Origin of the sequence: Planctomyces sp. SH-PL14 (assembly GCF_001610835.1) — a bacterium.
GTDB lineage: Bacteria > Planctomycetota > Planctomycetia > Planctomycetales > Planctomycetaceae > Planctomyces_A.
This window is the reverse complement of sequence record NZ_CP011270.1, coordinates 3,803,648-3,823,765: the sequence shown is the minus strand read 5'-3', so window position 1 is coordinate 3,823,765 and position 20,118 is coordinate 3,803,648. Positions and strand designations below refer to the sequence as shown.

14 protein-coding genes are annotated in these 20,118 nt (G+C 62.9%); 9 read left to right on the top strand and 5 right to left on the bottom strand.

Annotated elements, in window-relative coordinates:
- Nucleotides 1-461: 461 nt before the first annotated feature.
- Complete coding sequence (locus VT03_RS14740) at nucleotides 462-1,274, bottom strand: ABC transporter ATP-binding protein (protein ID WP_197489368.1); 813 nt, start codon at nucleotides 1,272-1,274, stop codon at nucleotides 462-464.
- A gap of 406 nt (nucleotides 1,275-1,680) precedes the next feature.
- Between VT03_RS14740 and VT03_RS33505 the strand changes: the two genes are divergently transcribed.
- The 5 genes from VT03_RS33505 (at nucleotide 1,681) to VT03_RS14710 (ending at nucleotide 6,475) form a co-directional block, all read left to right on the top strand.
- Nucleotides 1,681-2,517: an OB-fold nucleic acid binding domain-containing protein gene (locus VT03_RS33505; RefSeq protein ID WP_156514503.1), complete on the top strand. Its 837-nt coding sequence runs from the start codon at nucleotides 1,681-1,683 to the stop codon at nucleotides 2,515-2,517.
- Nucleotides 2,518-2,593: 76 nt separating this feature from the next.
- Nucleotides 2,594-3,247 (top strand): response regulator transcription factor, encoded by a 654-nt coding sequence (locus VT03_RS14725; protein ID WP_075093674.1) that lies wholly within the window; start codon nucleotides 2,594-2,596, stop codon nucleotides 3,245-3,247.
- Nucleotides 3,248-3,335: 88 nt separating this feature from the next.
- Nucleotides 3,336-4,709 carry a sensor histidine kinase gene (locus VT03_RS14720; protein ID WP_075093673.1) on the top strand — a complete coding sequence of 458 codons (1,374 nt, stop codon included), beginning with the start codon at nucleotides 3,336-3,338 and terminating at the stop codon, nucleotides 4,707-4,709.
- A gap of 104 nt (nucleotides 4,710-4,813) precedes the next feature.
- On the top strand, nucleotides 4,814-5,164 hold the full coding sequence (locus VT03_RS14715) for a DMT family protein (RefSeq protein ID WP_075093672.1): 351 nt from the start codon (nucleotides 4,814-4,816) through the stop codon (nucleotides 5,162-5,164).
- 42 nt (nucleotides 5,165-5,206) lie between these two features.
- Nucleotides 5,207-6,475, top strand: coding sequence for an MFS transporter (locus VT03_RS14710; protein ID WP_082846221.1), 1,269 nt, complete (start codon nucleotides 5,207-5,209; stop codon nucleotides 6,473-6,475).
- Between the two features lie 253 nt (nucleotides 6,476-6,728).
- Here the strand turns inward: VT03_RS14710 and VT03_RS33500 are convergent, their stop codons facing one another.
- From VT03_RS33500 to VT03_RS14695, 3 genes are all read right to left on the bottom strand, one after another.
- Entirely contained in the window at nucleotides 6,729-7,082 is a 354-nt protein-coding gene (locus tag VT03_RS33500) for a hypothetical protein (RefSeq protein ID WP_156514502.1), read from the bottom strand.
- A gap of 317 nt (nucleotides 7,083-7,399) precedes the next feature.
- On the bottom strand, nucleotides 7,400-10,930 hold the full coding sequence (locus VT03_RS14700; RefSeq protein ID WP_075093670.1) for an endo-1,4-beta-xylanase: 3,531 nt from the start codon (nucleotides 10,928-10,930) through the stop codon (nucleotides 7,400-7,402).
- A gap of 9 nt (nucleotides 10,931-10,939) precedes the next feature.
- Nucleotides 10,940-11,359: a MarR family winged helix-turn-helix transcriptional regulator gene (locus VT03_RS14695; protein ID WP_231870660.1), complete on the bottom strand. Its 420-nt coding sequence runs from the start codon at nucleotides 11,357-11,359 to the stop codon at nucleotides 10,940-10,942.
- Between the two features lie 155 nt (nucleotides 11,360-11,514).
- Between VT03_RS14695 and VT03_RS35235 the strand changes: the two genes are divergently transcribed.
- The 4 genes from VT03_RS35235 to VT03_RS14660 all read left to right on the top strand — a co-directional run bounded on the left by VT03_RS35235 (nucleotide 11,515) and on the right by VT03_RS14660 (nucleotide 19,282).
- Nucleotides 11,515-11,832: a transposase gene (locus VT03_RS35235; RefSeq protein WP_082846220.1), complete on the top strand. Its 318-nt coding sequence runs from the start codon at nucleotides 11,515-11,517 to the stop codon at nucleotides 11,830-11,832.
- A 1,099-nt stretch (nucleotides 11,833-12,931) separates the two neighbouring features.
- Nucleotides 12,932-13,231, top strand: coding sequence for a hypothetical protein (locus VT03_RS14675; protein ID WP_156514501.1), 300 nt, complete (start codon nucleotides 12,932-12,934; stop codon nucleotides 13,229-13,231).
- A gap of 495 nt (nucleotides 13,232-13,726) precedes the next feature.
- Nucleotides 13,727-14,275, top strand: coding sequence for a hypothetical protein (locus tag VT03_RS14670; RefSeq protein WP_075093664.1), 549 nt, complete (start codon nucleotides 13,727-13,729; stop codon nucleotides 14,273-14,275).
- Nucleotides 14,276-15,778: 1,503 nt separating this feature from the next.
- Entirely contained in the window at nucleotides 15,779-19,282 is a 3,504-nt protein-coding gene (locus tag VT03_RS14660) for a hypothetical protein (protein ID WP_075093662.1), read from the top strand.
- A 156-nt stretch (nucleotides 19,283-19,438) separates the two neighbouring features.
- Here the strand turns inward: VT03_RS14660 and VT03_RS34215 are convergent, their stop codons facing one another.
- Nucleotides 19,439-19,645 (bottom strand): hypothetical protein, encoded by a 207-nt coding sequence (locus VT03_RS34215; RefSeq protein WP_197489333.1) that lies wholly within the window; start codon nucleotides 19,643-19,645, stop codon nucleotides 19,439-19,441.
- Between the last annotated feature and the right edge of the window lie 473 nt (nucleotides 19,646-20,118).

The following is a 20,118-nucleotide window of genomic DNA, read 5'->3' as shown; positions in this document are numbered from 1 at the left end:
ACCGCTGACGGCTCCTTTCTCAGGTTCGTCAGCCACCGCTCCAACTTTTGTGACTCGAACCCGCGCCTGGGACACCGGATCCGCGACCGCCACTGCGACGTCATTCCGGAGCGACTCGATCAGATCCTTTGAAACTGGGCGGGAAGGCGATCCGAAACCGCCCTGTGAAATCGGACTGTCTGTGTCGGCAGTCAGAACGAGTAGCTCGTATCGCCCGAGATAGTTGTCGCTGAACTCGTCAAACTTGGCGACCAGTGAGTCATAGCTGCTGACAACCCACACAACGATGCAGGCTGCCGCGATCGTAGCGAGCAGAGTCAGAACCATTCGGCCGGGACGCTGCCACAGGTGAGACGTCGTGAGACGAAGAACGGTACGACATTCAGCGACGGTCATGGGGCACGAAGCAATCGCGAGGAAGGGAGATGTCCGCGAGGAGCAGTCGCCTTTGCAGGCCGAAACTATTTGCCGGAAGAGTCGGCGTTCACGACATCTTGATAGTGCGCCGCCAAGTCTTGTGGCGTCTGGAAATCGCGAGTGGCGAACTCGCCGAGTATCCGGCCATCCTTCATGACCACCACCCGTTGAGCCCATCGCGCGACGGACGGCTCATGAGTTACGACGACGATTGTTCGCTCTTGCTCCTCGCGCAGTTCCGTCAGCAGCCTGCAGATCGACTGGCCGGTGACGGAATCAAGACTGCCTGTGGGCTCGTCCGCCATGACGAGAGCCGGGTTCATGATCAATGCCCTGGCGATCGCCACACGCTGTTGTTCCCCACCGCTCAAAGCATCGGGCCGATGCTTGCGACGCTGCGAGAGTCCGAGACGCTCTAAGATCCCCGCGACTTCTGCATTTACATCGCGGTCCCGTCCTTCAGACACGGCGGGCAGCATCACGTTGTCTTCTGCCGTCAGCGACGGGATCAAGTTGAACGCCTGAAAGACCAGTCCAATGCGTCTCCGGCGGAAGCCTGTTAACTGAGAATCTGAAAGCTTTGAAAGATCGGTCGAATCGACGAGCACTTGGCCTTCGTCAGGAGCCGTCAACCCAGCGGCAACGTGCAGCATGGTGCTTTTTCCGGAACCGCTCGCCCCCATGATGGCCACGAACTCGCCTCGGTTGACCGTCAAAGACGCCTGACGAACCGCTTCGATCGCCGAGTCGCCTTGCCGGAAACGCTTTACGATCCGGATGAGCTGCAACGGTGACGTCGCGCCAGCACGCAACGGTGCATGCACTTTCGACGAAGCTTCAGCTGTGCCATCCACCATCCAAACTTCCCCTAGAATCTGCCCAATGAAGAGACGCTCCATTTCGGACTGCACGAAGCGAACCTCGCGGGAGTTACAGTTTCTTCATCTCTGCGGCCAAGCATTTTGCAGGGAAGGACGATTCGCACCTGACGCGGAGGAGGCTCTCGCGCAATCTGTGGCGATCGGATGGTCACCCGTTGACTAAAAACTCGCCCCCTGCCCATTGCCTCCGGTGGCTAGCTCAGAGGCAGACGGACACGCCCCAGTCGACCGAAGCAGCGATCCACCTTCGGCATCCCGATGTTGCCCGCCGCAGCTTCTCACCTCCGTTTAATCCACGGCTCTTAGATTCTTCTCCGTCACTGGGCGGGGACTCACGGATCAGTCGATCCCAACCGTTCCGGTCTGAGAGAGAGAAGTCACCATGCACCTGAGTCGACTCAAATTCTGGGGCGCGGCATCAGCGGTAGCTTTGGGCAGCGTTGTTTTGCCCTTTGGGCTCGCATCCCGAGTAACACAAGCCGAGCCCCCCGTTCAAGAAGATCAATCTGAGGAGCACAAAGTGATTCGAGGGACCGTTCGACAGTTTCTGAAAAATGACCATGACGACATCGACGGCGTGACACTGGAGGGAGGGGTCGATGTCCGCTTTCCTCCACACATCGGCAGGGAGGTCACCAGGCTCGCGAAAGTGGGTGACGAGGTCGCCATTCAGGCCGAGCGCGTCACGCGGCCGCGGGGCGAGACGGTTCTTGAGGCTCGCAGGATCGAGCGGGAAGGGAGAGTGATTGAGGTCGACCACCCGCCTCGGGGTCCCAAGGGAAAGCCGGGCCCGAAGGGAAAGCCTGGCCAGGAAGTGCCAATGCAGGCGCAGGGAGCCGTCGCTGAACTGGTGACCAATCCACACGGTGATGTCGACGGGTTCCGGCTGAAGGACGGCACGGAAGTGAAGTTTCCTCCGCATCTCGGTGCAGAGCTGGAGGCGATCGTCAAGCCGGGCGAGCTCGTGCGAATCGACGGACGGAAGCACATCACGCCGAAGGGGGACGTGCATCTGCATGCGGATCGAATCGAAGTCGTTGCCACGGGAACGGCCATCGAACGGCATCCGCCGAAGCCGGGAGGCCCAGGTGGGCCACGGAGGGAGCCGCTGCAGGAAAGCTCACGGCCCCGTGATTTCGACGACCTGCAGCGAACTCAAGACGAGATTCTTCGGGAGCTTCGCGACCTGCGAAAGCTGCTGGAGAAAGGTGCTTCCTAGGATACGCTGCCAGGAGGCGCGGCCATTCGGTCGCGCCTCTGTTCTCTCGACTTACGAACCCCTAGAGCAGAGTTCGATGCGTCTTCTGGTCATCGAGGATCAACCGGAACTCCGGCGGCTGCTGATCGGCATGCTGGAGGACGACGGCTACGCGGTTGACGTCGCGCCAGATGGTGCCGATGGACTCGCGAAGGCCCAGTCCTGGCCTTATGACGCCATCGTTCTGGACATCATGCTTCCCAAAATCGATGGCTGGAAGCTCCTCGAACAACTTCGGGAAACGCACCACACGCCTGTGTTGATTCTTTCGGCACGTGACTCCCTCTCGGATCGGGTCCTCGGTCTCGATCTCGGCGGGGACGACTTTCTGTCCAAGCCATTCGAGCGTGTGGAACTGCTGGCTCGATTGCGAGCCCTGATCCGACGCGCCGCGGGCCGAACGAAATCGACAGTCACGATTGGCGACCTGCTTCTCGACATGCGTTCGCAGACGGTCAGCCGAAGTGGTGAGGAAATTCCGCTGACGGCGAGGGAGTACGGACTGTTCCAGTATCTCGCGCTTCACCGTGGAAAAGTGGTCAGCCGCTCCGAGCTGTATGACCACCTCTTTGACGAGAATGACGAGGCGGCGTCGAATCTTCTCGATGTCTACGTCTCTTATCTCCGCAAGAAGCTCGGACCAGACACCATTGAGACGCGACGGGGCCAGGGTTATGTCATCCCCGAATAAACCGGAAGCCGAAACGCCCCCATCCTCCGCAGCGTCCCCGAACCCGGCTGCGGATTGGCCGTCGCACCGCGCATGGACGCTCCGCAGTGTGCTGACCGCATCGCATGTGGGCCTTCTGGCCGCCGTTGTCGCCACGTTCGCCGGGGCGATCTACTGGATGATGTCCAGGGCAGTGCATCATCAGGCAGAAGCCGACCTTCTGGCAGCGGCCGAGATCCTGGTTCGCGAGCTGAATGAAGGGACCGCACCGACATCTCTCCGAATTCCGGAAACGTACTTCCATCGATTCGGACCGGCTCCGCGGGATCAGGCATTCTTCGCTCTGTGGAACTCGGCAGGAGTGAAGGTCGTTGAGAAGGGAAACGTTCCCGCTGGAATCGGTCCACTCGATCGGCGACCAAAGCGGGAAGGGCCCCATCCCTTCGAGACGCAGGTCAGCGGCCCTCGGCTCGACATCGTTGTCGCAACGCCTGATGGCGGACAACTCCGGATCGGGCGCCCCTTGGCAAAGGAGTCTGACGATCTAGGGCGGCTGGCCGTGCGGCTGGCAACCGGCGCGATGGTCGCACTGGTGATCGGAGCAATCGCTGCCGTCTGGCTCGCCGACCGGATCTCGACTCCATTGCGTCGCATGGCCGTATCGGCAAAGCGGGTTTCCGATCGAAACCTCAAGGAACGTCTTCCCGCTGAGTCGACAATCATCGAAGTCGGTCAGCTTGCGACGGTCTTTAACGCCATGCTTCTGAGGCTGGAGCAGGCCTTTGATCGGCAGTCCCGCTTCACGGCCGACGCCTCTCATGAACTCCGGACTCCGGTCGCGGTGATCCTCGCGCAGGCGGAACACGCACTATCTCGGGAACGGGCATCCGAAGACTACCAGGGCGCCCTCGGAACGTGCCGGGATGCGGCGAGACGCATGAAGAGGTTAGTCGACGACCTGCTGCTGTTGAGTCGAGCCGACGGTGGCCAGCTACTGGCACGACGCGACCCGCTCGACCTGGCTCAGATCACGCGTGACGTCGTGGACCTCCTGAGGCCACTGGCACAGGAGCGAAAGGTCCGAGTCAGCACAAAACTTGCCCCCAGTCGGTCGCTCGGAGATGCGGGACAGCTCGGACAGGTGGTGACGAATCTGCTGACCAACGCCATCCGCTACAACCATCTGGGAGGAGAGGTCCTGGTCTCCGTCGAGCCGCGGCCATGTGAGGACAGCTCCGTCAAGGTTACCCTGACGGTTGAGGATCGCGGCCCGGGTATCCCTCTCGCGAGTCAGGCGACCGTGTTCGACCGCTTCACTCGCGGCGATTCGGCCCGAACGCAGCATGGGGAGACGGGGACCGGTCTGGGCCTCAGCATCGTGAGGGAGATTGTCGAGGCCCATGGAGGAACAGTCGCCCTCCAGTCGACGCCGGGAAACGGGACCACGGTGACGGTCCTCCTTCCAACCTCCGCAATGACTTGATCGCTCGACGGGTGTTCGTCACGACGGTCGCTCTCATCACCGTTTAAGGTTCGCGGCCAACCTTGGGGTATTCCGATCCCGCGGCCTGTCTTGCGAACCACGCCATGTCTCCACTGGTGATTCCAACCGTCGTCACATTGTTGGCGATTTCCAACGTATTCATGACCTTTGCCTGGTATGGCCACCTGAAGGATCTGGCCGATCGCCCGTGGTATGTCGCGGTTCTTGTGAGCTGGCTGATCGCCTTCTTCGAGTATCTCGTGCAGGTTCCCGCGAACCGCTACGGCGATGCCCACCGACTGAGCCTCGGGCAGCTCAAGATCCTGCAGGAGGTGGTCACGTTGTCCGTGTTCGTCCCATTCTCGGTGTACTACATGAATCGGCCGGTCAACTGGAACTTCGCGTGGGCAGGACTTTGCCTGTGCGGCGCCGTGTTCTTCGTCTTCAGGTCGTAGGCCGTCCTCTCCCTTCTCTCACCGTTGACCGGGAGTTGGATCATGTCGGAGATCTTGTCGGACTGTCCCCCGTCCGTTCCAGTGACGGCGATTGGTGGGAGACGCTGGAGCGATCGGGCTCTCGACGTGACGGCGTTCTTTCTCGCGGACGTTGCGGATGGACTGGGCCCGTTTCTCGTCATCGATCTGACGAGCCGCCGGGGATGGTCTTCATCCGAGGCGGGGCTCGCGCTGGCGATGCTCCTCGTCGGAACAGTCGCGACCCAGACATTGGTCGGCCTCTGGATCGACAGCACGCGGCGAAAGCGGCTGGCCGTCGCCGCGGCGGCGCTCGTTGTCGCCCTGGCGTCCGTCTCGCTCTACTCCGCAGGCTCCCGGACTGCGGTCTACAGCCTTCAGATACTCACCGGTGTGACCGTGGCGGTGATCCCTCCCGCACTGGCGGCGATCAGCCTGGGGCTGGTCGGTCGCGAGCAGCTCGCGTCACGACTCGGACGAAACGAAGCCTGCTTTCACGCGGGGAATGTGGCGTCGGCTGTCATGGCCGCCGCGGCCAACTGGTGCTGCGGATCGATGGGGATCTTCTACGGCGTCGCGGTCATGGCGATCGCCAGTGCGATCAGCGTGCTTCAGATTCGAGAGAGGGACCTCGACCATCAACTCGCCCGCGGGGCCGACAGTCCCGACGGCCACTGCGCAATCGTCCCGCTTCGACGACTTTTGACCGACTCCCGAATCCTCTGGTTCACTGTCGCAGTGGTGCTCTTTCATTTCGCCAACGCGGCCATGCTCCCCCTGGTAGGCCAGAAGGTTGGTCACAAGTCGCCGGAGAGCGCGGCGACTCTGATGGCGGTGTGCATCATCGTCGCTCAGGTGACGATGGTTCCTGTCGCACTGCTGGCGAGTGTGAAGGCGACTCTCTCCCGCCGACGGGTATTCCTTCTGGGATTCGCAATCCTTCCCATCCGGGGCCTGATCTACACGCTGACCGACGCCACACCGCTGCTCATCGCGAATCAAATCTTGGACGGGGTCGGGGCCGGCATTTTCGGCGTCGTCTCGGTGCTCATGATGGCGGACCTGACACGAGGGACCGGCCGGTTCAACTTCGCGCAGGGGATGGTGGCGACTGCCATCGGCCTTGGAGCGGCGGCGAGCAACTATCTGACCGGCCTGATCGTCGATGCCGGAGGATACGACTACGGCTTCTTGTTCCTGTCCGGGATCGCGGTTGTCGCTGCCGTAACGTTCTTTGTTCGGGTCGCCGACACCGGGCCTGACAGTGCCCCCAAGAAAGTGAATGGCGTATGAGTCGCAAAAGACGTGTAACCACCTACGTGTCCCTCACCCCGCCGGCGAAGGCGGAAACACGTTTCCCTCCGGCAAGGACCCGCGATTCCATATCGCACGCAATGCTAGTCGGCCTCCGAGGAAGGGAGAGGTGGGGCGGATAAATACCGAATGAAGGCGCTGTTTCGAGTCTTACGGCAGAGGGGCGACCGCCCTATCTTCAGAACTTGAACAACCAATTTGCTCAGGCGGGCTTGGAATGACGTTGAGAGGGTTAGGGCACTCCCTTCCGATGGCCGAACTTTGCCTCGTTGTAGGCATGTTCTTCGGCATTGTGGCCTCTGACTGTGTGCTCGTGATCGCGAGCGAACATCTGTTCGTGGGCACACATCCCGCGATCTCCCTTCAGAAACTGCTTCGACGACAGCCTGTCCAGGTCATTCCGAAAGTTCCATTCGGTATCCAATCTGAGGGCCCGGAGAAAGACGACGAAAAGGACGTAGCGGTAAAGGTCTCCGTTGCGCGAACCTCTACGGAGCGACAGCACGTCATTGGCCAGGCGGCAAGAATGTTTTACCACTTGCTCGATCCTGAGTGACAGCGACGGATTGGCCCACGCCACCGTCATCCCGTCCTCCTACAGAGAGTTGCGAGTTCCCAAAATTGCTGACGACTGAGGGTGTCCGCTCCTCTCTCTTCCAGCACTGTCGGCTTGCGCATCGCCTCCGGTCGCCGGATCCCGAGTACTTTCTTCAGACGGCCCGCGCTGGCCAGAATCGCCAGATCGATAGCGGATTAGGAGTGCCCAGCGGTTCGAACCGATGCGGCCCATTTTTGATGCGCACGAGGTAAGCGAGGGAACTCAGGCTGGCCTGATCGCCTATACGCGTTGAGGCGGGCTTTCGGGCGGCCTCCGAGGTCCTTCGCGCGGAGACAAGGGCAACCTCAGGGCTCGGCCGTGCCGCGAGAGGGAATATTCACGATGGCTGCGTAGGCGGGCTTGGGCCGGCCGTCGGCGCTCAGGATCAAGGGATGTTGCCCTGCGCGCCAGGTGCGGCGATCGTGCAGTCCCCAGAAAGTGACGCGCTCGATGACGTCCTTGTGCTTCGCGAAGATCGCGAAGAGTTTTGCATAGTCGCTGGCCTGCTGCGTGAGGTCTTCCGACGAGGCGGGGGCACCGGCGGAGCGGCCTCGTTGCCCGACTCCTCCTTCGAACTGTCCGCCGGAGGCTCCGCGAATCGTGACGTCGAGTTCCGTAATGCTGACTTTCAGTCCCAGAGAGGCGTAGTCGGAAATCGCCCGGTCGATGTCTTCGAACGGGACGTTGCCAGACCGCCAGTGTCCCTGAATACCGACGGCATGCACCGGAGCCTTCTCGCTGAGCAGGCGTTTGAGCAGGACGACCGAGCTGGCATGCTTTGGTCCCGATTCAATGTTGTAGTCGTTGTAGTAGAGGGTCGCGTCCGGGTCCGCTTCGTGGGCGAACTGGAAGGCAAGCGTCAGGTAGTCCGGGCCAAGAGATTGCAGCCACTTCGAGCGACGCAGGGCTTCAGTGGAGGCGGTCTCCCTGTTGCCCTCGTCAATGATCGCTTCGTTGACGACGTCCCAGCTCTGGATCTTTCCTTTGTAACGGCCGACGAGCGTGAGAATGTGGTCTTTCAGACGCTGCGTAACAACGGCCTTGTCAGCATCGGCAAAGAACCAGTCCGGCGTTTGGGCGTGCCAGACCAGTGTGTGGCCGTGGATAGACAGCTTGTTACGTTCGGCCCACTCGACGAGGGAGTCTGGCCGTTCAAACCGCCAGCGGTTTTCTTCGGGATGGATTGGCTCCGGCTTCATGCAATTCTCTGGCGTTATCGCGCCGAAGTGGGTTGTTGCCAGGGTGAGGTCGTTGTCGGAGTAGCCAGTGGGAAGATCACCCGCCAACCCGATGCGGAAGGCCTCTTGGAATGCGTCCTTGATCACCCGGTCGATCTTGACCTCGACGACCGGTGCAGGATCGGTTCGGAGCTCGGAATTGGGACGGGTTGACTTCTGGGGTGGCTGGCGGATGGCTATGGCTTCTGTGGAGCCGAAATTTCCCACCTTGCGGACCATCGCGATCTGATTGCCGGACACCTCGCCCCTGTAGTCGATGCGGATCTCGCGGCCCTGGAGCTGTCGCGACTCGACGAACGTGACCGTATCCCCATCGATCGATACATCGGAGAAGCGGACATCGCGCACGTCGTTGCCCGAAACGACTACTGCGGTGGCCGACCATGCCCCCTTCTTAAAGACAAGATCAAAGTGGTAGGACTGCAGCCCAACAGGGGTCTCGAACTGAGCGTGCCACTCGCCGGAGGCCTCCTGAAAGAGCAGCGGTGCGAACTCCCGTAGGCTGCGACGCCAGGATTGCCATTCATGGCCAGTTCTTGGAGAGACGTAGAAATGGGCGTTGATACCGGCGCTCTTCAATGCGTCTACGCTCGCCTGCGGGTCCCCCCCTCGACGTGGGCCTCCGCCGCCCAGCTCGTGGCCGCCGTAGCTGACAAACACCAACCGATGTTCCTTTTTGAATGCCTCCAAGTCCTCAAGGTCACCCGGCGAAATGGTCGCTCCGCTGAAGAGGCCGATGTGAGAGAAGGTGTCGAGCTTTTTGAGCGTGATCGACTTCGTTTCCATGCTTCCCATCGACAGGCCGGCCATGGCGCGGTGCGGCTGATCGGCAATCGTGCGAAAGTGGGTGTCGATGTACGGAATCAACTCGTCACAGAGCACGGTCTGAAAAGGACGGATGTCGAAGTCACGTAGACCGCCAGGACGGGCGTCGTTCGTCATGCCATAGGTCATTACGATGAGGAACGGCTTGGTTCTCTTTTCGGCGATCAGGTTGTCCATGATCAGTCCGGCATGCCCTTGGACGCTCCATCCGTACTCGTTCTCGCCATAACCGTGCTGCAGATACAGAACCGGGTAACGGCTCTCGGTTTGCTCGTCGTAGCCGGGGGGCGTGTAGACGAATGCGCGGCGGTGCGTGTCGGTACTCTTCGAGTGGAACAGGACTTCCCGAATCTGGCCATGAGGAACCGTCTTCACTGCGTAGAAGTCGCGATCCTGGGCAGGGACTTCCACACCGCTCCCCCAGCGATTGGCCCCAAAGAACATCATGCTATTGGGATCCGGCACTTCTGCGCCGTCGATCTTGATCGAGTAGTAATGAAAGCCTTCATCGAGCGGGCGTGAGTACCCGATCCAAGCGCCGTCCTCCCCTTTGACGAATTCCGAGCTCTCGCGAAACGTGACGCCGACGGACTTCGCCTCCGGCGCAACGATTCGAAACTTGATCCGCCCCTGTGAATTGACCTGCGGATACTCTCGCCCCGGCTGGTTCGTCGACGCAGGTCGAAAGTCGTTGGCCATCCCCTCGGGAACAGCGACCGGCGAATGATTGGCTTCCGACGATGGCGGAGCCGGATTCCCAAGCGGACGCGTCACGGCCTCGGAAGACCGAGCGGTAGCGACTTTCGCGGCCTCGTCGTTAAACAGCAGCTGTGCAAAGTGGTAGAGGTTGTTTCGCCAGTGCGTCGCGTCGTGACCGTGTCCGTCCACATTCCAGACGTGCGGGATCCCTTTCTGCTTCAGGTACCGTTGCATCCGCTGGCTGAAGTTGATGAGGCCGTCTTTGTTTCCACAGGAAAGCCATAAGAGCTTGAGTTGCTCTTTGCTCCTGGCTGGATCGGGGATCAGCTCCTCGGGCAACTTGGTGTTGGGGGCGGAGGAGAAGCCACCGACCCAGGCGAAGGTGTCGAGGTGCGTGAGACCAAAGTTCAGGGACTGACCTCCCCCCATCGAGAGCCCGGCCAGGGCCCGGTGCTGGCGATCGTCATGGACGGAGTACCGAGCCTCGATCGCGGGAATGACATCGTCCAGCAAATCCCGCTCGAACGTCGCGAACGCTGGAGCCGACTCAAAGACATTGCCGACGGCACGATCGTTCTTCTGCGCCCGTCCGTTGGGCATGACGACGATCATCGGTACTGCCCTGCCATCGTTAATCAGATTGTCCAGGAGCTTGTCGGGAGAGGCGAATCGCTGCCATTCGGTCTCATCGCCGCCGATCCCGTGCAGCAGGTAGAGCACGGGATACGTCTTCTCCGTTGAGTAGCCTGGAGGCGTGTAGACATTCATCTTCCGCGTCGCGCCGACTGTCTTGGAGTCGTACTCGATCATTTCCAGTTGGCCGCGTGGCGCATTCTCCCGGAGGGTGATGATGCTCGCGGGGGGATCGGCAAAGATCTGCTTGTCATCGGGGCCGAGATCAATGGGCCGGCCAATGCCGCCCGGGCCGCCACGGCGCGGCCGATCGGCCTGTTCGCCAGAACGATTGCCTGACGGCTGGTCTTGAGAGCTGCGGTCGCTGTCGCTGCGGTCCTGTGCTGGAAGCGCCGCATCGGCGCACAGAAGCAGGCCGCACATGATGATCAGCTTGTGCATGAAAAGCCGTCACTTCCTCTTTGCGGTTGACTCGGCCGTCACGGACATCGTGGTGGCCAGCAGTGATTCGGAGACGCGCCCCAGCAGCTTCAAAAGGCATCTTGTCTCGGCGTCGCTCAGGGAGCTCACCATCTGATCCCTGATGGCCTGGCCGGCCGCGAAGACCTGTCGGTACTTCAGTCGGCCCGCCTCTGTCAGGGCGACCGCTCTGGCGCGTCCATCTGTCGGATGTGTCTGGCGCGAGACGAGGCCCCGCTTTTCCAATAGGACCAGCATCGCCCGAACGGTGCTGGGATCGGACGGCATGCGAGCGGCCAGATCACGCTGAGTGAGGGCGTGCCCTCGCTCAAGAGTTGCCAAGAGAACGAACTGATCGGCTGTCACGCCCAGCTGGGCAAAGCAAGTGTTGGAACAGCGATGGAGAGCCATGTAAGCGGCCCTCAGTTCATGCGGCAGACGATCCCTCGGTCTCATCGAGCATGTCCCAGCGATCGGCCATGTGAAACCGTGTGTATACACACGAATGTAGGTGACGGCGGAAAGCCGATCAATAGTGGAGGTCGCCGGGAGTTCCCGCAGACAGGCTGACACCTGCCAAGAACCCCACAGATCGCGGGAAACTGGGGGTCAAACGCTCGGTGCTGACTGATGGCCGGGGTGTGCCGGTGGGAGTGGCCGTGGCCGGCGCCAACGTGCACGATCAGAAGTTGGTGATCGAGACGTTCCAAAGCCTTCCTGTTCGCCGTCCCCCGCGACGACGTCGTCGTCAACATCTGTGCGCGGACAAGGGCTATGACGCGCAGACAATCCGCCAGATGGCGGCCCGTCGAGGATACGTCGTCCATATCCCTCGGAAGGGGACCGAGCCTCCGCGTCCTGTGCGGCGACGAGGCCGGGCGTGACGGTGGGTGGTGGAACGGCTGCACTCGTGGACGAACCGCGCCCGACGCCTGCTGACCCGCTGGGAAAAGACCGCCGCCAACTATCTCGCACTTCTCCACCTGCAGTTCGCCATCACCGCTTGGAGGACGGCCGGGGTGCTCGGAACGGCACTGAGAGAACCCCTCGACGCGATGCCGAATGGCTTCTCGTTCAGTCAAATCGGGAGGGAGACGGTCCTTCTGGTTGGGGGGCAGTTCGGCGGGGCCGAAATGGACCAACGCGGCAACTGGGGTACCCCGCAAGCCGCCCCACCGTCGTGTCTCTGCTTGAGCTTGAAGGAGTGCCAAATATGCGCGGACTACCTCAGTCGCATGAGTGGGCCGCTCTTCGTGCCCGGGGGGGGGCTCAAGTCAGATTCGCGGGTGTGGCGAATGCCGCGTCGGCAACTATGGAATAACCTTACTGGCTTGGAGGTTCACTACGTGTTCGACGCCAAACTGAGGATGTTAGTCGAACCAGCGATGCCATTTACGGCCGAACGCCGCTGCCATTTGAACCGCCGTCAGCACGTGTACATGTTGCGGCCGGAGGCGACAGAAGAGGGTGGATCGGGACCCGCAGGGGATCGACCTGGCTGCCGACCTTTCACACGCGGCGGCGAATCGCCAAGCCCGAATGATGCAACTCCCGGTAGGCGAACGCGAAGTGGCGATGTTCGCCCAACGGTCCGCGAATTGCGTAGCTCCGCAAGGGTGGCGATTCCGTGGCCCGTTCGGGTGAAGAGATGCAAAGTCAGTGCTTCAAGTTAGCGAAGGAAGCGTTCCAACTCTTGCAGATAGCCGGCTCTCCCCCTGAACAGGTCCGCAGATTGGCAAACGAAGAGGTTGACCTAGACAGTCTCGGGAAACTGGTCGACTGTGAGTTCGTGGAGTTTTCGGACGGACGTTTGGTCCTGCTCACTCGTGGGCGTGAGTTCCTCCAGGGATGCTCGCGGCATCAAGACGGCAGTGCATCGATCGACGACGACTTGTTGAGCCCGCCGAAGTTCAAGCCGCGGGAGTTTGATGGTGACCGGGGCATTCAAAACTAAGGGCTCATCGGAAGCCTACGGAGGCACGAGTGAAACAGGAGCTTCTGACTCTTGGCGCAGGGGCAATGCGACTCTTGGAAGAAGTGGCCGGCCGGTCCGCGACGGGGATGCCGGCGGCCGGCATGCGCGGCCGACTTTCTGACGTGGCCGAATTGCTAGGTCTGAGTTTCGTGACATTCGAGTCAGGGACACTGATCGTCGAGCCTCGCGGGACTCGCTTCCTGAAGCTCGCCAATCGCTACGAGGACGGCAGCGCATCCATACCTCACGACGACCTCGGTCGGGACTTCAAACCGGGCGGCAAACTGCCAAGGTGGCCCAAGGCGTAGGCGCGTTCGAACGGCCGCGGGTATGGCTGACGTCAAACGACAAAACCGCTGAAACGAGTTGTTGGCACGCGATTTGGAATCGTAACGGACTCTCAGGAAAATCAGCGTTTCGTCCACTCTCCGTGGTCCTGCAACCCTCTATCCAAGTGGGGACCCTTTTGTATCCAGGACTAGATCTGCTCCCTGTATCCCAAGATTGTATCCGTGGGACTGATTCGCAAGTTGTTATCCCATAACCAGATGGGCAACTAATTGCGGACGTTGCTGAGCTTGGGAGAACGCCAACGGCGTGAAACAACCCTAGCCTGGGGCAACGCCCCAGGAAACTGGGCAGCGCTCGATCCGAAGCCCTGAAGGGGCGCAACAACAACGGGCTCGCCATCATGAGGGCCTGACGACTTTCCCCACCAGGCGTTGGCGACTGCGCCGTTCTCTCCGTTTCCGACCGCGTCCCGCTTGCGGCCGGGAACCGCCGCGCGGTAGCGTCGATCCGTCATGATTGCTCCTCTCTCGTCCGCTTCGGTTCCCCGCACCATCGCCCTTGTCCGTTACGGGCAGATTCCCGAGGTTGCGCGGTCGCGTTTCCCGGAGGACCTTGCGGTTCGCCGCGGGCAGAAGGTCGTGGTGCAGACGCACCGCGGTCTGGAACTGGCGACGGTCGTCGACATTGTCCGCCGGCGGGCCGAAGACGGAGACGACGCGGTCCCGATGGAAATCGTCCGCAGCGTTTCGGCCGAGGACGAAGCGAAGGCGCGGGCTCAGCGAAATGCCCTCCAGGGGGAGTTCGCCGCCTGGGAGCGGCGGATCGCGGAGTGGAAGGTCGATCTGCAGCTGATCGATCTCGAAGTGACGCTCGATGGGGCGAAGCTGATTCTCTACGTCCTCAATGACCGCGGGCCGGAGTGCACGAAGCTGGCACTGCAGGCGGCCGCGGCGGGCTTCGGTGTGATCGAGGTCCAGCCGGTCTCCGCCCAGGGCCTCGTGGCAATGCCGAAGGGGGGCGGGGGTGGCGGCTGCGGCTCGGGCGGTTGCGGCTGCGGATAGGGCGCGCCGGGCGAGGTATTCCTTTGCATCTCCCTCCGGGAGGGCGAGGCTCCCGCCGAGCCGCGTCGGTGGCTCCCGCGGCCGATCAATCCTCGATGCCTCTCTGCGTCCTCCGTTTCTCTGTGTTTCAAATCTCTTCCGGAAGACGGAAACACAGAGGCACAGAGACGAGGAGCTGAGCCGGCGCGCCGACCAGCGGCAGGCAATGATCGCCCCACCACGCCCGTCGATCGGCAAACCTGACACTCGAGCCGTTTTTCCGGGGCGCTCGCACAGGCAAAGCCGGCATGTGCCGATGGATCGGCGTCCGCGACAGGAACCGCGCCGTGCCGAAGCCACTGACCAAGAAGCAACAGGCCTTCCTCGGAGCCTACCGAACCTACGGCATCGTCCGAATCGCCGCCGCCAGGTCCGGCGTCTCCCGCGAACTCCACTACAACGCCCTCCGCGTCTCCGAAGCCTACCGCCAGGCCTTTGCGGCCATCGACCAGGAGCACGGGCTCCGTCTGTACGAAGAGGCCCGGACCATCGCCCAAAGTAACGGCGTCCCGGAGCCGGTCTTCTACGGCCGGAAACTCGTCGGATTCCAACGCCGGTTCTCCGACAAGCTCCTGATCTGTCTTCTCAGGGCCAACAACCCCGAGAAGTTCCGCCGCCCGAAATCGGGCCACCGCTCCACCCCCGCCGCACCGTCCACGAACGAGCACGCCCTCCGCCTCGAAGAACAGGCCCGAACCATCGCGATCCAGGGCCTCCCCGAACCGGTCTACTTCGGACGACAGATCGTCGGCATCCGGCGCCGGTACTCCGACCGCCTCCTGATCTGCCTCCTCGAAGCCAACAACCCCCAAAAGTTCCGCCGCCCCCGCGTCCGGCGGAGAAAGAGGAAACCTGACAATGGGGAGAATTCTTCGACCCCCTTCGCGAACGTCGACGCCGAAATGCGAGCCCGGTCATTCGCCGCCGCGACGTGCCACCGAGGAAGCCTCTGCTCAAGACCCGAACCCGCAGGTCGCGCAGAGGTGAGGGGGGCATCTCGCACCGAGCCGCGCCTGGACACTCCCTCCTTCAGACAACTCCCGACGGCCAGGCCTCCGGCGGGCAGGGGGCGGCCCCTGCACGCCGCCAGGGTGTCCCCTGGACCCAGCTGGCGAATGGCATCGAACTGCGCAAAGAACACCCGTCCGCCGGGCGCGCTTTCCGGCCTTCGTTCAGAAACCGGACTCGCCGAGTCGGCGTCCATAGCTCAATCCCATTGCTCCACGGCAGCCCGGTCCAGCGGGACGCTGGCTCAATCCCATCTCTCCACGGCCACCCGGTCCAGCGGGACGCTGGGCTTTGGGGGTGATCCGGGTTTTCTTACGATGCGTTCATCAGATGTCCCTCCCCCATCGGGAGGGAAACGAAGAGAACGGTCTTCGGCCAGTCGTTTCGACAGTCCTGTCAGGCCAGGAAGCAACCGCCCGACCCCCTCCCCATCTGACGGAGAACGCCCCTCAATCCATGGAACGTCTCGTCCCCCACTCGGAGTCGGAATCCCGAGCCCGGACCGCCGGCGAACTGTCGATGCCCGGCATCGAGCGGATGGTCCACCATACCGACCCCTCGGTCCTGTTCGTCGAACCGCGGATCCTCCGCCGCGTCATCATGCAGGACCGGCGGATGTCCGGCCTCGGCATCCACGTTCCCCACAGCCACGTCTACACGATCGACCGCGAACGGCTGCTGATGATCGTCGAGCGGCAGGAGCTCGACCTCTCCCCCGCCGCGGAACTCCCCCCGCACGTCATCCTCATCCCCCGCCCGACCGAAAACGAGAACTTTGCCCGCCTCGACACGTCGCAGCGGCTGCATTTTTTTTGGCGGCTCGTCTTCCACGGCCGCGTCCACGCCCATCTCGAACTCGCCTTCGAATCCGACCGGCTCCCGCTCAGCGAAGTGACCCGGCGGATGCAGCGGATGGGCGAAGCGGAATGGAGCGAAGTCCGCACGGTCCTCGAACACGACGGCCAGCTTCTGCCGCCGATGACCGAACAGGAGATCTACTCCGAGTTCGTCGCCATCGCGCTGGAGCTCAAGTACTTCGCGCCGGCCGACCGGTCCGCCTTCTTCCCGTCGGTCCGGGACTGGGATGCGGTCGACGAGATGATCGGCCGCGAAGTCCCGCATGGCACCCTGTTCGAAACGACCCGCCCCCCCGGTGCGGCGGACTCGCTCCACATTTCTCCCGAACCGCCGCAGCACCCCCGCCACGCTCCGCTGCGGGTCTCCGCCTCCGACGCGGCCGCCCCGGATCCGGACTACCGCCGGCTCCTGATGCGGGCCGACGAAGCGGGACGCCGGGGAAACCAGGTCAAGGCGGCGATTCTCGCGATGGAAGCGGCCGCTCTCACGGGAGGCGAGGTCTCCGAACAGGCCCGCGAACGGGCGGCGGCGGAGCTCGGCCGTCTCACCGAGCGGCTCCAGGCCGCCTGCACCCTCGACCCGGACTCGGCCGCCACGTGGCGGTCGGCCCTCACGCCTCTCCTCCAGCACGTCCGCGACGGCTACCGCACCGCCGAGGCCCGGCTCCTGTATGACCTTCAGAAGGTCTGCCTGTCGCTGGAAAAGGGGGTCTACCGGATCGACCTGTGGCGGTGGATCCGCTCCTTCGGCCGCGAGCCGATGCGCCAGAACCTCACGCTCCTCCGCGGCGTCCTGAGCGTCAAGAACCTGCGGACCGCGCAGAAGCGTGTCAGCAGCCTCCAGATCTCGACCGAGGAACGCGAGGCGATCCGCCATCTGCTGGAGCACCAGATCCACTGCTCGGAAGAGCAGGTCCGCAACGACATCCGGCCGACGATCGACGCCGTCCTGGAAGAAGTCGGGCTGATCCCGGAGAACGTCCCCGAGCAGATCGCCCGCAAGAAGATCGTCGAAGAGCTCCTCGACTCGATCGTCGAGCGGGGGTTCGCCGGCATCGGCGACCTGCGGGACGCGATCTCGCGGAACGACCTCAAGCTCCCCGATGTCGCGGGAACGCTCGAGCCCCTCCTGGGGGACAAGCTGCTGAAGGCGGACAAGCGCCTCGGCCAGCGGCTCGACCAGGTGTACCGCAAGGGCCCGATCTACCTGCGACTGCCCCAGCGGCTGAGCTCGATCGCCTTCGGGACGCATGTGGGACGGTTCCTGACGGAGTTCATCGCCCTGCCGTTCGGGATCGCCTTCGTCGCCCTGGAAGCGATCAAGCACATCGTCGGGATGTTCCAGGATCCCCCTCCGCTCGAAGTCGATCTGCCGCTGGGGGCGGTGACCGGCGTCGGAGCCCAGCTCGTCACGCACCTGCACGCGCATCACCGCAACGGCCCGCTGTTCTACGTGGCGTTCCTCACGCTCGGGTTCTTCCTGCTGCTTCTGCAGCAGAACGAACGCTTCCGGACGCGGGTCACCAACGCGCTCCACGCCGTCTGGTCCTCTGCCCACTGGCTGCTGGTCGATCTTCCGAGCCAGATCGTCAACGCCCCCGTGGTGCAGCGGATCCTTCGCAGTCAGTTCTACGGCGTCCTGCGGAACTACGTCTTCCGCCCGGCGATCGCCACCGCGATCTTCACCGGGCTGGCCTGGGTTGCCGAATCCAACTGGTCGCAGCGGACGATTTTCGAGGTCTTCCTGGCGACGAATCTGTTCCTGAACTCCCCGATCGGCCGCTACTTCGAGGAGTGGCTGACCGACCTCTTCGTCCGGGCGTGGCATGAGCTCCGGATGCGGGTCTTCGCGGCGACGTTCTACTGGATCATGGACAACTTCCACCGCCTGATGCGCGGCTTGGAACAGGTGATCTACGTCGTCGACGAATGGCTGCGGTTCCGCTCCGGCGATCCGCGGCGGTTCGTGGTCGTCAAAGCCCTCCTGGGGATGATCTGGGGGGTCGTGTCGTACCTCGTCCGCATCTACGTGACTCTCCTCATCGAGCCGCAGATCAACCCGGTGAAGCACTTCCCGGTCGTGACCGTCACGCACAAGATGATGCTTCCGTTCTACCCGGTGATGACGCGGGTCATGGTGGACCTCCTGAGCCCGCTGATGGGCTACAACCTGGCCCTCGTCTTTGCCGCCGTGAACCTGTTCCTCCTGCCGGGGGTGTTCGGCTTCCTGGTGTGGGAGCTCAAGGGGAACTGGGGGCTGTACGCCGCCAATCGCCCCAGCTCGCTCCACCCGTCGCGGTTCGGCCATCACGGCGAGACGATGACCGCCCTCCTCCGTCCCGGTTTCCACTCCGGCACCCTGCCGAAGCTCTTCTCCAAGCTCCGCGGCGAGCTCCGGGTCGTCGGCGATCGGAACCACGACCGGAACGTGGAGCACTACCGCGACGGTCTCGAAGTCGTGGAGACCGCGGTCGGCCGTTTCGTCGACCGCACTTTCTGCGAGCTGCTCCGTCTGGAAGATGGCGAGACCTTCGCCGACCTGCGGATCCGCTCGATCGGCCTCGCCACGAACCGGATCGAGATCGCCTTCGACCGCCGCCGCGACGACGCCGGCGAGCCGCTCGTCATCGAGTTCGAGGAGCTGGGGAACTGGCTCTGTGCCCGGATCGTCTCGGCCGGCTGGCTGACGACGCTGCGGGCCGAGGACCGGGACCGCCTCAACGCAGCCCTCTCGGGGCTCTACAAGCTGGCCGGCGTGGAGCTGGTGCATGAGCACCTCGACCCGGTCCTCCGCGGGATCGGCGGCTGGAAGGAGTTCACGCCGCACGGGCTGGTCGTCCACAACCAGGAGCATTTCGAACGGACGGCGACCTACGCGATTCTCTCCGAGGAAGAGGTGCTCCTCCCGCAGCAGGAGTCGTCCGACGGGCACCCCGCGTGGCCGATCCTCACCCGCCGGGAAGCGATCTTCGACGAGACCGAGATCGCCTGGAAGGACTGGGTCGCGATCTGGTCCCGCGGCGAAGACCGGATCTGGCCGGACAAGCTCCCCTACGTCCTGCCGGGCCGCAGCGGCGTCTCTCCTTCCGGGATCCGGGCTTGATGAAAGAGGATTAAACACCAAGGCACAAAGACGTCACCAAGAGCACCAAGGTGGGATTTCCCCAGGGCTCAGCCTTGGTGTCTTGGTGTTTAACAAGACGCCCTCAATCCTCATCCGGCCGATAGAGGACTGGAGAGCCGCCCGCCGGAAACGCCGCTACGGCTTTTCGAAGCCCCAGTGGGCCGCCAGGGCGTCGGCCGCCGCTTCGGGGTCGGTCACTTCGCCCCAGCCTCCGTTGCGGAGAAAGGCGTGCGCCAGCTCGTGGGCGATGATGTAGAGGGCGAACGGTTCCGGCGAAATCGCGAGCCGCCGGCGGAGCAGGACGCAGCGGCTCCCCTGGTCGAACGGTCCCGGGGCGGGCATCAGCATCGTCCAGCCGCGGCCGGGGACATGGCGTTCGAGCAGGATCTGGAACCGGGAGTCGTCGAGAAAGTCGCGCTGGACTTCGGACGGCAGCGCGACCAGGACGCGGAGGACCCGCTGACGCAGGTCGGGCAGCTCCTCGAAATCGGCGAGGTATTCGGAAAAGATGACAAGCCTCCCTCAAGCGGCCCTCTGCCGCCTCTCCAGCGATACCGCCGCCGGGATGTGGAGTCAATCGAGGGGACGTGGAAGACGGATGTCTTATCCCGCCGTCTCGAACCGCGTCCTCGCCGCCACGGCTGTGCCAGCTCAAACCCATCGTGCCACGGCCACTGGGCTCAAGGGCTGGAAAAACCACGCAGACCCTGGCCGCCGGAAGCGCTTCGACGAGGAATCGTGGCACGACGGACGTCCGCTTTGGGGAACCGGCGTCTAAACGAGCGCGAGAATTCGGAGTCAACAAGTTCCTCCCG

Excerpts from the sequence above, each read along its gene's own strand:
- VT03_RS14740 (WP_197489368.1), bottom strand. The coding sequence starts at position 1,274 with ATGGTGGATGGCACAGCTGAAGCTTCGTCGAAAGTGCATGCACCGTTG.
- VT03_RS33505 (WP_156514503.1), top strand. The coding sequence starts at position 1,681 with ATGCACCTGAGTCGACTCAAATTCTGGGGCGCGGCATCAGCGGTAGCT.
- VT03_RS14725 (WP_075093674.1), top strand. The coding sequence starts at position 2,594 with ATGCGTCTTCTGGTCATCGAGGATCAACCGGAACTCCGGCGGCTGCTG.
- VT03_RS14715 (WP_075093672.1), top strand. The coding sequence starts at position 4,814 with ATGTCTCCACTGGTGATTCCAACCGTCGTCACATTGTTGGCGATTTCC.
- VT03_RS14710 (WP_082846221.1), top strand. The coding sequence starts at position 5,207 with ATGTCGGAGATCTTGTCGGACTGTCCCCCGTCCGTTCCAGTGACGGCG.
- VT03_RS33500 (WP_156514502.1), bottom strand. The coding sequence starts at position 7,082 with ATGACGGTGGCGTGGGCCAATCCGTCGCTGTCACTCAGGATCGAGCAA.
- VT03_RS14700 (WP_075093670.1), bottom strand. The coding sequence starts at position 10,930 with ATGCACAAGCTGATCATCATGTGCGGCCTGCTTCTGTGCGCCGATGCG.
- VT03_RS14695 (WP_231870660.1), bottom strand. The coding sequence starts at position 11,359 with ATGGCTCTCCATCGCTGTTCCAACACTTGCTTTGCCCAGCTGGGCGTG.
- VT03_RS14670 (WP_075093664.1), top strand. The coding sequence starts at position 13,727 with ATGATTGCTCCTCTCTCGTCCGCTTCGGTTCCCCGCACCATCGCCCTT.
- VT03_RS14660 (WP_075093662.1), top strand. The coding sequence starts at position 15,779 with ATGGAACGTCTCGTCCCCCACTCGGAGTCGGAATCCCGAGCCCGGACC.
- VT03_RS34215 (WP_197489333.1), bottom strand. The coding sequence starts at position 19,645 with ATGCCCGCCCCGGGACCGTTCGACCAGGGGAGCCGCTGCGTCCTGCTC.